This is a genomic window from Frankiales bacterium (genome assembly GCA_016125335.1).
Taxonomy (GTDB): domain Bacteria; phylum Actinomycetota; class Actinomycetes; order S36-B12; family CAIYMF01; genus Longivirga.
Genome location: WGLY01000034.1, coordinates 21,923 through 35,368 on the forward strand (window position 1 = coordinate 21,923; position 13,446 = coordinate 35,368).

The 13,446-nt window shown below is 74.1% G+C and carries 14 protein-coding genes; 8 read left to right on the plus strand and 6 right to left on the minus strand.

Features of this window, described 5'->3' with window-relative positions; translation table 11 throughout:
- The first annotated feature begins 138 nt into the window (after positions 1–138).
- A complete protein-coding gene (locus GC157_16675) occupies positions 139–1,935 on the plus strand; it encodes a glycoside hydrolase family 15 protein (protein ID MBI1379093.1) in 1,797 nt (598 codons plus the stop codon).
- A 94-nt stretch (positions 1,936–2,029) separates the two neighbouring features.
- On the plus strand, positions 2,030–2,602 hold the full coding sequence (locus GC157_16680; protein ID MBI1379094.1) for a dienelactone hydrolase: 573 nt from the start codon (positions 2,030–2,032) through the stop codon (positions 2,600–2,602).
- Positions 2,603–2,607: 5 nt separating this feature from the next.
- Here the strand turns inward: GC157_16680 and GC157_16685 are convergent, their stop codons facing one another.
- Positions 2,608–2,973 carry an STAS/SEC14 domain-containing protein gene (locus tag GC157_16685; GenBank protein ID MBI1379095.1) on the minus strand — a complete coding sequence of 122 codons (366 nt, stop codon included), beginning with the start codon at positions 2,971–2,973 and terminating at the stop codon, positions 2,608–2,610.
- Between the two features lie 114 nt (positions 2,974–3,087).
- Between GC157_16685 and GC157_16690 the strand changes: the two genes are divergently transcribed.
- The 3 genes from GC157_16690 to GC157_16700 are packed head-to-tail and all read left to right on the plus strand — an operon-like array spanning position 3,088 to position 5,125.
- Complete coding sequence (locus tag GC157_16690) at positions 3,088–3,642, plus strand: GNAT family N-acetyltransferase (GenBank protein ID MBI1379096.1); 555 nt, start codon at positions 3,088–3,090, stop codon at positions 3,640–3,642.
- Between the two features lie 50 nt (positions 3,643–3,692).
- A complete protein-coding gene (locus GC157_16695; protein MBI1379097.1) occupies positions 3,693–4,424 on the plus strand; it encodes a dienelactone hydrolase family protein in 732 nt (243 codons plus the stop codon).
- Positions 4,424–5,125 carry a hypothetical protein gene (locus GC157_16700; GenBank protein ID MBI1379098.1) on the plus strand — a complete coding sequence of 234 codons (702 nt, stop codon included), beginning with the start codon at positions 4,424–4,426 and terminating at the stop codon, positions 5,123–5,125. Before GC157_16695 ends, GC157_16700 begins: the two co-directional genes overlap by 1 nt.
- Here GC157_16700 and GC157_16705 read toward each other — a convergent pair.
- From GC157_16705 to GC157_16720, 4 genes are all read right to left on the minus strand, one after another.
- The gene (locus tag GC157_16705; protein ID MBI1379099.1) at positions 5,087–6,331 is read right to left on the minus strand and encodes an MFS transporter; all 1,245 of its coding nucleotides are present in this window, start codon (positions 6,329–6,331) and stop codon (positions 5,087–5,089) included. The two genes, GC157_16700 and GC157_16705, sit on opposite strands and share 39 nt — an antisense overlap.
- Positions 6,332–6,336: 5 nt before the next feature.
- Positions 6,337–7,731, minus strand: coding sequence for a beta-glucosidase (locus GC157_16710; protein ID MBI1379100.1), 1,395 nt, complete (start codon positions 7,729–7,731; stop codon positions 6,337–6,339).
- An 81-nt stretch (positions 7,732–7,812) separates the two neighbouring features.
- The gene (locus GC157_16715; GenBank protein ID MBI1379101.1) at positions 7,813–8,532 is read right to left on the minus strand and encodes a DUF2510 domain-containing protein; all 720 of its coding nucleotides are present in this window, start codon (positions 8,530–8,532) and stop codon (positions 7,813–7,815) included.
- A gap of 67 nt (positions 8,533–8,599) precedes the next feature.
- Positions 8,600–9,457, minus strand: a complete 858-nt coding sequence (locus GC157_16720; GenBank protein ID MBI1379102.1) for a helix-turn-helix domain-containing protein — start codon at positions 9,455–9,457, stop codon at positions 8,600–8,602.
- On the opposite strand from GC157_16720, the gene GC157_16725 reads away from it, so the two are divergent.
- Positions 9,456–10,175, plus strand: a complete 720-nt coding sequence (locus GC157_16725) for an SDR family NAD(P)-dependent oxidoreductase (protein MBI1379103.1) — start codon at positions 9,456–9,458, stop codon at positions 10,173–10,175. The genes GC157_16720 and GC157_16725 overlap by 2 nt on opposite strands.
- A gap of 28 nt (positions 10,176–10,203) precedes the next feature.
- Here the strand turns inward: GC157_16725 and hppD are convergent, their stop codons facing one another.
- A complete protein-coding gene (gene hppD, locus GC157_16730; protein ID MBI1379104.1) occupies positions 10,204–11,337 on the minus strand; it encodes a 4-hydroxyphenylpyruvate dioxygenase in 1,134 nt (377 codons plus the stop codon).
- A gap of 134 nt (positions 11,338–11,471) precedes the next feature.
- Here hppD and GC157_16735 point away from each other — a divergent pair, with 134 nt between their 5' ends.
- Both GC157_16735 and GC157_16740 read left to right on the plus strand, forming a co-directional pair.
- Positions 11,472–11,975, plus strand: a complete 504-nt coding sequence (locus GC157_16735; GenBank protein ID MBI1379105.1) for a winged helix-turn-helix transcriptional regulator — start codon at positions 11,472–11,474, stop codon at positions 11,973–11,975.
- 78 nt (positions 11,976–12,053) lie between these two features.
- A complete protein-coding gene (locus GC157_16740; protein ID MBI1379106.1) occupies positions 12,054–13,445 on the plus strand; it encodes a hypothetical protein in 1,392 nt (463 codons plus the stop codon).
- Position 13,446 lies beyond the last annotated feature (1 nt).

Below are 13,446 nucleotides of genomic sequence, written 5' to 3' on the forward strand. Positions count from 1 at the left end.
GGCACCGCGCGGCACCGTCGTAGGACCCGCGGCCCCCGCGACGCCGTCGATAAGCCGCGATGTTCTGTCATCGGACGCTGCGGCGCCGAACCGCCACGGCCGGATGCCGGACGCAGGGGCGCGTGCCACGATCGATCGATGAGCCGGATCGAGGACTACGCCCTGCTCGGAGACCTGCACACGGCTGCGCTGGTGAGCACGGCCGGCTCGGTCGACTGGATGTGCCTGCCGCACTTCGACTCCCCCGCGTGCTTCGCCGCCCTGCTCGACGATGCCGAGGCGGGTCGCTGGCTGCTCGCGCCCGCCGACGGGGGCGAGACGTCGCGCCGCCGGTACGTCGAGGGCACGCTCGTGCTCGAGACCGAGTGGGAGACCGGCGACGGCGCGGTGCGCGTCCGGGACTTCATGCCGCCGCGCAGCGACGTGCCGCGGCTGGTGCGCATCGTGGAGGGCGTGCGCGGCAGCGTGCCGATGACCTGCGAGCTGCGCCTGCGCTTCGACTACGGCCGCATCGTGCCGTGGGTGCGCGCGGCGGAGCAGGGCATCGAGGCGGTCGCCGGACCGGACCGGGTGCGCCTGCGCACCCCCGTGGAGACGGAGGGCCGCGACCGCACGACCGTGGCCGAGTTCACCGTGCACGAGGGCGAGCGGGTGCCCTTCGTGCTCACCTGGAGCCCGAGCCACGAGGACCCGCCGGACGAGATCGACGCCGACGACGCCCTCGAGGCGACCACGGCGTTCTGGCGCGACTGGCTCGACGGCAGCGACCGCATCGGCGGTCGCTACGCGGAGCCGGTCGCCAGGTCGCTCATCACGCTCAAGGCCCTCACCTACCACCCGACGGGCGGCATCGTCGCGGCGGCGACGACCTCGCTGCCGGAGCGGATCGGCGGCGAGCGCAACTGGGACTACCGCTTCTGCTGGCTGCGCGACTCGACGTACACGCTCCAGGCGCTGATCGCGGCGGGGTTCCACGACGAGGCCAAGGCCTGGCGCGAGTGGCTCCTGCGCGCGGTGGCGGGAGACCCCTCGACGCTCCAGATCATGTACGCCATCGACGGCACCCGCCGGCTCCCGGAGATGGACCTGCCGTGGCTCTCGGGCTACGAGGGGTCGACGCCGGTGCGCGTGGGCAACGCGGCGTCCGGCCAGCTCCAGCTCGACGTGTGGGGCGAGACCCTCGACGGCCTCGCGCTCGTGCGCGACGCCGGCCTGCGTGCGGGACACGACGCGTGGGACGTCCAGGTGGCGCTCATGGAGCACCTCGAGGGCGCCTGGGACCAGCCGGACAACGGCATCTGGGAGATGCGCGGCCGGCGCCGGCACTTCACGCACTCCAAGGTGATGGCCTGGGTCGCCGCCGACCGGATGGCGCGGGCCGTCCGGCGCTTCGACCTGCCCGGACACGCGAAGCGCTGGGAGGCGCTGCGCGAGACGATCCACGCCGACGTCATGAAGCACGGCTACGACGCCGACCGCCGCACGTTCGTGCAGTCCTACGGCAGCGAGGCCCTGGACGCGAGCCTGCTCAAGATCCCCCGGGTGGGCTTCCTCCCGCCGGACGACCCGGCCGTGCTCGGCACCATCGACGCGATCCAGCGCGACCTCACGAAGGACGGCTTCGTCCTGCGCTACCGCACCGGCGGGTCCGACGACGGCATGACCGGCGACGAGGGCGTGTTCCTCGCCTGCTCGTTCTGGCTCGTCGACGCGCTGCACGGCGCCGGACGGCGGGACGAGGCGGTCGCGCTGTTCGAGCGACTCCTCGGGCTGCGCAACGAGGTGGGGCTGCTCAGCGAGGAGTACGACCCCGGCACCGGACGCCAGCTGGGCAACACCCCGCAGGCGCTGAGCCACCTCTCGCTGGTGGTCAGCGCGCTCCAGCTCGAGGCCGGCGAGGCCAGCCGCAGCGACGAGCTGCTCGCCCAGCGCTGACGACGCCCGCGGACCGCCCGCGGCGGCGGACCGGACGGTTCACCGGCCGACCGTCGGCGGGGCGTGGTTGGGTCGTCCCATGACGCAGATCGTGGTGCTCCCGTCCGTCCTCGGTGTCCGGCAGGGCGTGCTCGACGCCGCCGACCGCTTGCGCGCCGCCGGCCACCACGTGCTGGTGGCCGACTTCCTCGCGGGCCGCACCTTCGACGAGTACGAACCCGCGCTCGCGCACGCCGAGGGCGAGCTCGGGCACGGCGTCCTCATGCAGCGCGCGACGGACGCCGTCGCCGAGGTGCCGGACGGGTTCGCCCTGCTCGGGTTCTCGCTCGGCACGGTGATGACCGCCCACGTCGCGAGCCTGCGCCCGGTGTCGGGCGTCGTCATGGTCGCGGGTGCCATCCCGCCCTCGGCGTTCGGCGACGGCCGCACGTGGCCTGCCGGCGTCCCGGGCCAGACTCACTCCACGATCGGCGACCCCTGGCGCGAGCAGGAGCTCGTCGAGGCCACGGCCGCGGAGGCGGCGGGTGCCGGTGCCTTCTTCGACGTCTTCGACTACCCCGGCGCGGGCCACCTGTTCACCGACGCCTCGCTGCCCGACGAGTACGACGCCGAGGCCACCGAGCTCATGTGGTCGCGCGTGCTGCCCTTCGTCGCCGGGCTGTCCTGACGGCCTCAGCCGGTGCCGGCCGCCCAGGCGGTGGCCGCGTCGAGCTCGGCGTGCCCGAACACCTTGACCCGCCCCGGCAGGAACGCCCCCATGAGCGTGACCGCGGTGCGGTAGCGGCCGTCGTCGGTCACCACGGCCATCCGGTCCAGGCTCGACAGGTGGTGCATCCCCACCTTGGTGTCCTCCCACAGCGCGCCGGCGTCGTAGCCGGCACCGTCGTCGAGCACGTAGAGGAGCGAGGCCCGGGCGTCGCCGGCCACGGCCGCCTCGATCGCCGGGACCACCACGGCCGTGTAGTCCGCCGCGGTCACCTCCCCCTCGGCGCGCAGTCCGAGAACCCCTGACGGCAGACCCTGCATCACGGTGATCACCCGACGACACTAGGCCCGCCGGCGTCCCGGTGGCACCCGTCGCGGAGCGCGGGGCGGCGTGGCGACGGTGCGCGGCCCTACCCTGGGCCGGTGCCCGCAGCCAGCGTCGACCCCGTGGCGCTGAGGTTCGGCCGGCACGTGCTCGACCTGCCGGTCGACGGCGACCTGCCCGCGCTCGAGGCGGCGCTGGCGGATCCGGACGTCGCCCTGTGGAACCCCTCGGCCCATCGGCAGGCCGTCCCGGCGCACGAGCGGGCCCGCATGTGGCTCGCGGAGCGGTCCACGTGGGACGACGACCACGCCTCCTGGGTCGTGCGCGACGTCGACGGCACGCTCGTCGGCGCGGTCTCGGTCCACCACGTCGACCAGGTGATGGCGACCGGCGAGATCGGCTACTGGCTGGCGCCCCGCGGCCGCGGTCGCGGGCTGGGGCTGGCCGCGGTGCTGCTGGCCACCCGCTTCGCCTTCGACGTCCTCGGCCTGGCCCGGCTCGAGCTGTTCCACGCGGTCGAGAACGAGGCGTCGTGCCGGCTCGCCCTGCGCGCGGGCTACCTGCTGGAGGGCGTGGCGCGACAGAGCTTCGTCTACGGCGACGGCCTGCGCCACGACGAGCACCTGCACGCGCGGCTGGCCGCCGACCCCGAGCCCGAGGTCGCCCTGCCGCAGTGAGGCGGCAGGTCCGGGGGCGGAGCGGCGCGGCATCGGGTAGACAGTGACTCATGTGCCACGACGACGACAGCCGCCCGCCCAGCCCGCCCGTCGTCGGTGAGGTCGCGAGCCACCGGCTCCTGACGCTCACCGGAGCCGACGGGAACTCCTTCGCCGCCTACGAGGCGGTCCCCGCGAGCCCCAACGGGCGCAACGTGGTGATCCTTCCGGACGTGCGCGGCCTGCACCCCTACTACGAGGCGCTGGCCGAGCGCTTCGCCGAGGCCGGCTTCCACGCGGTGGCGTTCGACTACTTCGGGCGCACGGCCGGCGTCGGCGAGCGGCCCGACGGGTTCGACTGGCAGTCGGAGATCCCGAAGCTCACCCCGGCCACCGTCGGCTCCGACGTCGCCGCGACCGTCGCGCACGTCACCTCCCTCAACGAGGGGCCCACCTTCACGGTCGGCTTCTGCTTCGGCGGCAGCCACTCGTGGCGGCTCTCGGCGTCCGACCTCGGGCTCTCCGGCGTCATGGGCTTCTACGGCCGCCCCTCGATGCTCGAGGACGTCGAGGAGTCGTTCTCCACGCCGTTGCTGCTGCTCGTGGGCGGCGCCGACGCCGCCACCCCGCAGGAGGAGTTCCACGCACTCGACGACCGGCTGCGCGAGCGCGGCGTCGACCACGAGATGTACGTCTACGACGGCGCCCCGCACTCGTTCTTCGACCGGGCGTTCGCCGAGTGGAAGGACGCCTGCTCCGACGCCTGGACGCGCATCCTGGCGTTCACCGAGCGCCTGTCCTGATGCCCTTCTTCGACGAGCTCCCGGAACCGCCCCCCGAGCCTGCCGGCAGCGGACCTGTCTACCGCGACTGGCCGTGGGCGCAGCCGGAGCACTGGAACCCGGCGCCCGTGGCCGTCGGCGCGGTGGTCGGCCGCTCGGCCGACACCCTCGTCCGCCTCGACGTGCGCGACGCCTACCCCCGCGGCCTGGCCCTCGACGTGCGCGCGTGGCTGTCGCCCGACGGCGAGGGTCTCGAGGGCCTTCATCGCGGCTTCCACCCCCACCACCGTCGTGCCTTCGTCGACGACCTGCGGCTCGGGCTCCTGTGGCCGGACGGCACCCGGGTGGAGGCCGGCGAGCAGCAGGGCCCGGAGGCCGAGGTCGGTCCCGCACTCACGGCGGCCGGCGGAGGCGGGGGCGGCCTGACCTGGCGGTGGCACCTGTGGCTCTACCCGCTGCCGGCTCCCGGTCCGGTCACCGTCTACTGCGTCTGGGCCGGTCGTGGCATCGAGGAGACCGCCACCGGGCTCGACCTCGCCCCCGCGGTCGAGGCGGCGGTGCTCGCCGAGGAGCTCTGGCACCTGCCGACCGTCGAGGAGGCGCCGCCGGAGGGCGGCTGGTTCGCGTATGCGCCCATCGGGTCCTACAGCTCCTTCCCGGCGCAGGTGCCCGAGCCGGAGGGTTCAGGGGACGCTGCGGATGCGGGTGACGAGGACGGCTGAGAGCAGCGTGATCACGGCGGTGAGCACGTAGAGCCCGGTGTAGCCGGTGGCGCCCGTGACGATCGGCGCGGCGATCACCGGGGCGAGCACCTGCGGCGCGCTGTTGGCGATGTTGATGACGCCGAGGTCGCGGCCGCGGTCGACGGCGCGCGGCAGCACCTGCGTCACCAGCGCCTGGTCGACCGCGAGGTACATGCCGTAGCCGAGGCCGAGCACGAGCGCGGCCACCATCGCCCACGTGAACACCGGTGCGACGGCGAGGATCAGCGCCGCCACGGCCATCACGGCCGTGGCGCCGATGACGTAGACCTTGCGCCGCCCGCTGCGGTCGGAGAGCCGGCCGAACAGCACCGCGGTGAGGATCGTGCCGACGGCGTAGAGCGCGATGAGCACGGTCTGGCCCTGCTCGGGGTCGGCGTAGTGCACGGCGTCCTTCAGCCAGTACAGGAGGTAGAGCGTCGCCATCGCGTTGCCCAGCATCATGAGGAACCGCGTGATCCACGCCCACGCGAAGTCCGGGTAGAGCCGCGGCGACACCCAGAACCCGCTCAGCCACGCGGAGAGCACGAACGGCGGCCGCTCGGACGCCGGGAGCGCGGCGTCGCGCGTGCGGAGCACGAACGGCAGCACGAGGAGCACGAGGAGCACCGCGGTGAGCACGAGACCCCCGTCGAGGTCCAGCACGACGAACGACACGAGGGCGACGCCGAGCACGATGCCCACGGTCTGCGCCAGCCCGATCCAGCCCGAGACGAGCCCACGCTGCACTACGGGCACCTGGTCCGGCACGGTCGCCGTGAGGCCGGCGTAGGACGCGTTGATGGTCGCCTGGCACGCGAACCACACCAGGGCCAGCCCCACCACCGTGCTCTGCACGGTGAGGGCGAGGATCCCCAGGGCGCCGAGCACCGCGCCGTAGAGCACCCACGGCCGGCGCCGGCCCCAGCGGGAGGTGGTGCGGTCCGACAGGGCCCCGGCCAGCGGGTTGAACACGATCGAGGCGAACGCCCCGGCGCCGGTGATCCACGCCAGCGCCGTCTCCTTCGAGTGCGGCGCCGCCTGCTCGGCCAGCCGCGGCAGCAGGTTCTGGATCGGGGTGTAGAACGCCAGCATGATGCCGAGGTTGGCCAGCACCACGGCGGTGATGTAGCCGCGGCGCACCGGCGTCGTCGGCTCCTGGAGCGCCGCGGACGGCGCGGCCGGCACCGTGCTCACGCGTCGGCCTCGAGGAACGCGCGGTACCAGGCGAACGACGTCTTGGGGATGCGCCGCTGCGTCGGGTAGTCGGTGTAGACCAGCCCGAACCTCGGGCGGTAGCCCTCCGCCCACTCGAAGTTGTCCAGGAACGACCAGCAGAAGTAGCCGCGGACGTCGACGCCCTCGTCGATCGCCGCGCCGACGGCCCCGATGTGCGACCGGAGGTACTCGACCCGCCGCGGGTCGTCCACGACCGGCTCCTCGCCGTCGACGAGGACGTCGGGCACGGCGACGCCGTTCTCCGTCACCATCACCGGGGGCAGCAGCTCGCCGTACCGGTCGCGCTGCTGCACCAGGACGTCGCGCAGCCCGTCGGGCACGACCGGCCACCCCATGTCGGTCACCTCGTCGGACGGGTACTGCTTGAGCTCGAAGGGCAGCGGGTTGCCCTCGCCGGGCGCCGAGACGAGCGTGGGGTTGTAGTAGTTGATCCCGACGACGTCCAGCGGCGAGGACACCAGCGCCAGGTCGCCCTCGAGGACGCAGGAGCGGTCGACGGCGATGCCCACCTGCTCCTCGTCCGGGTAGGTCCCCAGCAGGACGGGGTCCATGTACATCCGGTTCTGGATGGCGTCCATCGACACCGCCGCCCGCCGGTCGGCCTCGGAGCCGGACTCGGCGTGCACCGGCGACAGGTTGTGCGTGATGCCGATGCGCAGGTCGTGCGGCGAGGCGGCGCGCATCGCGCGCACCGCGAGGCCGTGGGCCAGCAGTAGGTGGTGGGTGGCCGTGAACGACTCGAACAGGAGGGTGCGACCCGGTGCGTGGGTGCCGAAGCCGTAGCCGAACGTGGCCGCCACCACCGGTTCGTTGAGCGTGATCCAGGTGTGCACGCGGTCGCCGAGGTTCTCCACCATCCACTCCGCGTGGTCGGCGAACCGCTCGGCGGTGTCCCTCGACAGCCATCCGCCCGCGTCCTCGGCCCACTGCGGCAGGTCCCAGTGGTAGAGCGTGGCGACGGGCGCGATGCCGCGCTCGAGCAGCGCGTCGACCAGCCGGTCGTAGAACGCGACGCCGCGCATCTCGACCGCGCCGTCCTCAGGCTCGATGCGCGGCCACGCGATCGAGAACCGGTAGGCGTTGACGCCCAGCCCGGCCATGAGGGCGACGTCCTCGGGCATCCGCGCGTAGTGGTCGCACGCGACGTCGCCGGTCTCGCCGTTCGCCGTCTTCCCCGGCGTGTGGCTGAACGTGTCCCAGATCGACGGGCCCCGGCCGTCGACGTCCACGGAGCCCTCGATCTGGTACGACGCGGTCGCCGTTCCCCAGAGGAAGTCCGGGGGGAAGGACGAGCGCCGCCGCCCGTCGGTGGTCGTCGCAGGGTCGCCCGGGTGCCACGCACGCTCCATGCGGGGCACCCTGCCACGACGCCGGGCGGTGTGGCAGGACGTCGCGCCACGTGGCGCGGGGTCGGACGAGGCGGGGTGGGCTCAGCCGGACCACGGCGGAGCCTGGCCGGGCCAGGCGGCCGGCACGCGGTCCGGCGGCGGCGCGGGCACGACGATCGTGCGGGCCGCCTTGTCGTGCAGGGCCTGACGCCAGGGGCGGTCCCAGAGCGGCCACAGGTAGTCGACGATGGCGAACAGGCCCTGGGTCAGGATGCTGCCGATCGCGTAGGTGCCCCAGCGCACGGTGGCCTGGAGCCAGGTGAGCGGCACGTCCTGCCGCAGCGGGCGGATCCGCAGGCGCAGCGCCCGCTTGCCGAGAGTGCGGCCCCAGACGACGTTCTGCGGCACCTGGTAGACGAAGCTCACCGCGAGCGTGAGCAGCGCGATCTGCACCGACACCGCGGTGATCTCCGCCGACAGCTGCTGGAGCGCTGCGTCCGACGGGACGCCGCCGGCCGGGACGGACTCGGCGAAGCGCTGGGAGGCCGGCCAGATCAGCCACATCACGAACGGCAGCGTGAGCAGCGCCTCGAGGAACGCGTCGATGATCCGGGCCACCGCGCGCTGCGGCCAGGTGGCCAGCGGGATCGGCGCCACGCGCGGGTCGGCGGCCGGCGCAGGAGGCGGGGGCGCCGGCGGCGGCGCGGCGTCGCCGGGCTCGGTGGTGACCGACGTCGAGGCGCCCCAGCGCTGCCCGTCCCACCAGCGCACGTAGCCGCCGGAGGAGAAGGGGTCCGGGTACCAGCCGGGCTCCATCGACACACCCGGAGCCTATGAGCCAGGGGCCACCGGAAGACGCACCGGCATGCCGGAAGGACGTCCGGCCGGATCAGCTCGCTGCGGCGTAGAGCTCGTGCAGGGCGGCGGCGGCCGAGGTCCCCGGCTCCGGGGTCATGAACACGATCTGCTGGTCGTCGTCGGGCACCAGCAGGACGTCGCACGTGACGGGGACCGCCCCCAGGGTCGCGTGCGGGATGGTCTTGTGCCGTCGCCCGTGCGTGGTGGTTGGTTCGCTGGCCCAGAGCGCGTCGAACCACTGGCTGGCAGCCCGGAGCCCGGCGACCAGGCACTGCAGGGTGTCGTCGGCGGGGTAGCGGGTGGCCGCGGCCCGCAGCCGGGCGACCGCGACGTCGGCGAAGTCGTCCCCGGCGCTGCTCCAGGCCAGCCGGTCCCGGAAGAACCGGCGCGCGAGGTTGGTGCCGACGGTCAGGTCGGGCAGCAGCAGCCTGGCGTGGGCGTTGGCGGCGATGACCTCGTAGTCGGCCGCGGTCGCGATCACGGCTGCCGGGCCCACGCGGTCCAGGAGGTCGGCCACGTGGGGGCGCACGGTGCGTGGCACGACCCGGGCGATCGGGGGTTCGTGGCCGGCGAGCCGGAACAGCCGCGCGACGTCGGCTCCACCCAGCTCGAGCGCATCGCCGAGCGCCTGCAGCACGGGCGGCGACGGGCGCGCGCCTCGCGCCTGCTCGAGCCGCTTGTAGTAGTCCACCGAGATGTGCGCCCGCTCGGCGACCTCGTCGCGGCGCAGCCCCGGCGTCCGGCGTCGGCCGAGCGCCTGGGTCGCCGGCAGCGCGGTGCGCCGCCGGCGCAGGAACGAGGCCAGCGCCGCTCGCTCCACCGTGGCCTCCCTGAGGGGGACTGACAGGGCCTGGTTCCCGAGGCCCCGCCCGACCAGGTTACGTGCCATGAGCTCACCTCGTGTCCTCGTGACCGGCGGCACCAGCGGGATCGGCCTCCAGGCCGCCCGGCAGCTCAGCGGGCAGGGCTGGCAGGTGCTGGTCGGCGCGCGCGACCCCCACAAGGGCGACCAGGTGGCTGCCGAGATCGGCGCCGAGGTCCTGTCACTCGACGTCACCAGCCGCGACAGCATCGACGCAGCGGCGGCCCGGGTCCCGCACCTCGACGCGCTGGTCAACAACGCGGGCATCTCCCTCGACATCGCCGACCTGATCACCGACACCGACGTCGAGGTCTTCCGCCGGACCTACGAGACCAACGTCTTCGGCGTCGTCGCCGTCACCAACGCCTTCCTCCCGGCGCTGCGGCGATCCGCACGAGGCCGCATCGTGAACGTCTCCAGCGGGACGGGGTCGTTGACCTGGAGCACCGGCCCCAACCCGCAGTTCGACCACCGCGCCGCCACGAGCGGGTCGGGCGCCGCCTACCGGTCGTCGAAGACGGCGCTCAACGCCCTCACGCTGTTCTACGCCCATGCGCTGGCGCCCGACCGGATCACGGTGAACGCGCTCGCGCCGGGGCTTCGGGCCACCCGGCTCAATGCGCGCGCCGCGGCCGGCGGCGACCCGGCCGAGGCCGCCGAGGCCGTCGTCCGGCTCGTCCAGCTGCCCGACGACGGGCCCAGCGGGAAGCTCTTCTCCTGGGACGGCAGCATCGTCCCCTGGTAGGCCCGGCGGACCGGACCGGCTCGGGGCGTCAGAGGTTGCCGCGCAGCTCCTGCTCGCGCTCGATGGCCTCGAACAGCGCCTTGAAGTTGCCCTTGCCGAAGCCGAGGGAGCCGTGCCGCTCGATCAGCTCGAAGAACACCGTCGGGCGGTCCTGCACGGGCTTGGTGAAGATCTGGAGCAGGTAGCCGTCCTCGTCGCGGTCGACGAGGATCCGGCGCGCCTTGAGCTCCTCGACGGGCACGCGCACCTCGCCGATCCGGGCGCGCAGCTCGGGGTCGTCGTAGTAGGAGTCCGGGGTCTCGAGGAACTCGACGCCGACGGCGCGCATCGCGTCGACCGTGGCCAGGATGTCGCCGGTGTTGAGGGCGATGTGCTGCACGCCGGGGCCGCCGTAGAACTCGAGGTACTCGTCGATCTGGCTCTTCTTGCGCGCGACGGCCGGCTCGTTCAGCGGGAACTTCACCTTGCGCGTGCCGTCGGCCACGACCTTGCTCATCAGGGCCGAGTAGTCGGTGGCGATGTCGTCGCCGACGAACTCGGCCATGTTCGTGAAGCCCATCACGCGGTGGTAGAACTCGACCCACTCGTCCATGCGGCCGAGCTCGACGTTGCCCACGCAGTGGTCGATCGCCTGGAAGTAGCGGCGCTCGGGGGCCGGCACCCGGGTCGAGCGCGCGACGAACCCCGGCAGGTAGGGCCCGGTGTAGCGCGAGCGGTCCACCAGCGTGTGCCGGGTGTCGCCGTAGGTCGCGATCGCCGCGAGCACCACGGTGCCGTGCTCGTCGGTGATCTCGTGCGGCGCCTCGAGCCCGGTGCCGCCGTGCTCGGTCGCGTAGGCGTAGGCCGCCGGGACGTCGGGCACCTCGAGCGCGAGGTCCATGACGCCGTCGCCGTGCGCGGCCACCCGGGCCGCGACAGGTGCGCCGGCGTGCACCGGGCCCACCATGACGAAGCGCGCCGACCCGCTCTCGAGCACGTACGAGGCGTGGTCGCGGTCGCCGTTCTCGGGGCCGCGGTAGGCCACCACCTGCATCCCGAACGCCGAGGAGTACCAGTGCGCGGCCTGCTTGGCGTTGCCCACGGCGAACACGACGGCGTCCATGCCCCGCAGCGGGAACGGGTCGCGGGTGACGGTGGTCTCGGGGGTGGCGGTCTGGGTCATGCGCGCCAGGCTGGCAAGGGAAGCCTCACCTGACAACACGCCCACGACACGACGGTCAGACTGCCCCGTTCTGGCGCGCTAGGCTCCACTCGGCTGCACATTTCGTCCAGCCGAGCGACGAGGGAGTGGTCGAGATGCCCGATGCCGTGACCGTCGACTCGGTGGACGCGGCGATCCTGGACCTGTTCGCCGCGGAGCCGCGCATCGGCGTCCTCGAGGCGAGCCGCCGGCTCCGGCTGGCCCGGGGCACGGTGCAGGCCCGGCTCGACAAGCTCGCGGCGCGCGGCGTGGTCGTGGGGTGGGGCCCGCAGATCGACACGGTGTCGCTCGGCTTCCCCGTCACCGCGTTCGTCACCCTCGAGATCGTGCAGTCCGGCCACGACGCCATCGGCGCCCGGCTCGCCTCGATCCCCGAGGTGCTCGAGGTGCACACCATCACCGGCAGCGGCGACCTGCTGTGCCGCGTCGTCGCGCGCTCGAACGCCGACCTCCAGCGCGTGATCGACCAGGTGGTCGCCACCGAGGGGATCGGCCGCACCTCCACGGTGATCGCCCTCGCCACGCAGGTGGGCCACCGGGTGCTCCCGCTGGTGAGGGCGGCCGCCGACGCCGCCGCGCAGCCGGTCGACGTCCGCTAGCGGGACGCCGGGCGCCGCGGCACGCGCACCCACCGGTCGGACGACGACTCCGCGCCGCCGCGTCGGTACCGTCCACGCATGCCCACCGCGACCACAACCGCCCGCCGGCGACTCCTCGTCGTCGCCGCGCTCGCCGTGGGCGCGTCCGTCCTCCCCGCGTCCACGCCCGCCTCCGCCAGCGCCCCGCCGCTCCCGCCGGCACCGCGGACCGCCCCCGTGGCCGGCACGCGGCTGCCCGCCCTGCTCGACCGCCGCATCGCCTCGCTGGTGCCGCGCCGGGTCGCCGCGGCCCGGGCGCTGGGCCGCTACCGCACCGGGATGGTCACCGACCCCGTCACCGGCGCGGTGCTGTGGTCCTCCGGCGCCGGTACGCCGATGCGCGGGGCGTCCACCACCAAGCTCGCCACCGCCGTCACCACGCTGCACGTGCTCGGGACCGGCACCCGGTTCCCCACCCGGGTGGTCGCCGGGACGTCGGCGCGCGACCTGGTGCTCGTGGCCGGCGGGGACCCGCTGCTCACCAGCAGCCAGCTGCGCAGCCTCGCGCGGGACACGGCCCGTGCCCTGCTGCCGGCCGTGCCGGCCGCACCGGCGACACCACCGCCGGCGGGCACCCCGCCGCGCGTGGTCCGCTACACCGTCGAGGTGGACGACACGCTCTTCCCCCGGCCGAGCGCCGCACTGGGCTGGACGTCGTCCTACCAGCCCTGGGTGGTGACCCCGGTGCGCCCGCTCGTGCGCGACCTGCGCAACGGCTGGGACACCTCCGCCGACGTCGCGGCGTACTTCGCCGGGCAGGTGGGCACCGCCCTGCGCGGCCTGCTGGCCGACCGGCCGGACCTGCGCCCCCACGTCGTCTACACCGGCCGGGCCCGGGCGGCCGCGGGCGCCGCCGAGGTGGCCCGCTTCGCCGGCAACAGCTCAGGCGCCGCGCTGCGGTGGATGCTGCTCGTGAGCGACAACGACGTCGCAGAGATGCTGTTCCGCCAGAACGCGCTGCACTCGGGTGCCGGCGCGGGGTGGGCGGCCGCGAGCGCGACCGAGCTCGCCACGCTGCGCTCGCTCGGCGTCGACGTCCGGGGATGGCGGCTCTACGACGGCTCCGGGGTCTCCCGCGACGACCGGGTCTCGGCCCGCGGCCTCGTCCAGCTGCTCACCGTGGCCGACTCGCCGTACCACCCCGAGCTCAACCCGCTGCGCGGGTGGCTGCCCGTGGCCGGGGTCAGCGGCACGCTCTCGGCGTCGGCGCACCGCTTCACCACGAGGCCCACGTCGTGCGCCCGCGGCCTGGTGTCCGCCAAGACCGGCACGCTGTTCGACACCATCGGGCTCGCCGGCTACGCGCACGGCAGCGACGGCGGCGTGCGGCCGTTCGCGGTGCTCGTGCACTCGGTCGACCCGCGCTACTCCAAGCTCACCGTGCGCCACGCGGTCGAGGTGGTGCCGGCCACGGCGACGGGCTGCTACTGAC

Coding starts and splice junctions, on each gene's coding strand:
- GC157_16675 (MBI1379093.1), top strand. CDS start 139: ATGAGCCGGATCGAGGACTACGCCCTGCTCGGAGACCTGCACACGGCT.
- GC157_16695 (MBI1379097.1), top strand. CDS start 3,693: ATGTGCCACGACGACGACAGCCGCCCGCCCAGCCCGCCCGTCGTCGGT.
- GC157_16700 (MBI1379098.1), top strand. CDS start 4,424: ATGCCCTTCTTCGACGAGCTCCCGGAACCGCCCCCCGAGCCTGCCGGC.
- GC157_16710 (MBI1379100.1), bottom strand. CDS start 7,731: ATGGAGCGTGCGTGGCACCCGGGCGACCCTGCGACGACCACCGACGGG.
- GC157_16725 (MBI1379103.1), top strand. CDS start 9,456: ATGAGCTCACCTCGTGTCCTCGTGACCGGCGGCACCAGCGGGATCGGC.
- GC157_16720 (MBI1379102.1), bottom strand. CDS start 9,457: ATGGCACGTAACCTGGTCGGGCGGGGCCTCGGGAACCAGGCCCTGTCA.
- hppD (MBI1379104.1), bottom strand. CDS start 11,337: ATGACCCAGACCGCCACCCCCGAGACCACCGTCACCCGCGACCCGTTC.
- GC157_16735 (MBI1379105.1), top strand. CDS start 11,472: ATGCCCGATGCCGTGACCGTCGACTCGGTGGACGCGGCGATCCTGGAC.
- GC157_16740 (MBI1379106.1), top strand. CDS start 12,054: ATGCCCACCGCGACCACAACCGCCCGCCGGCGACTCCTCGTCGTCGCC.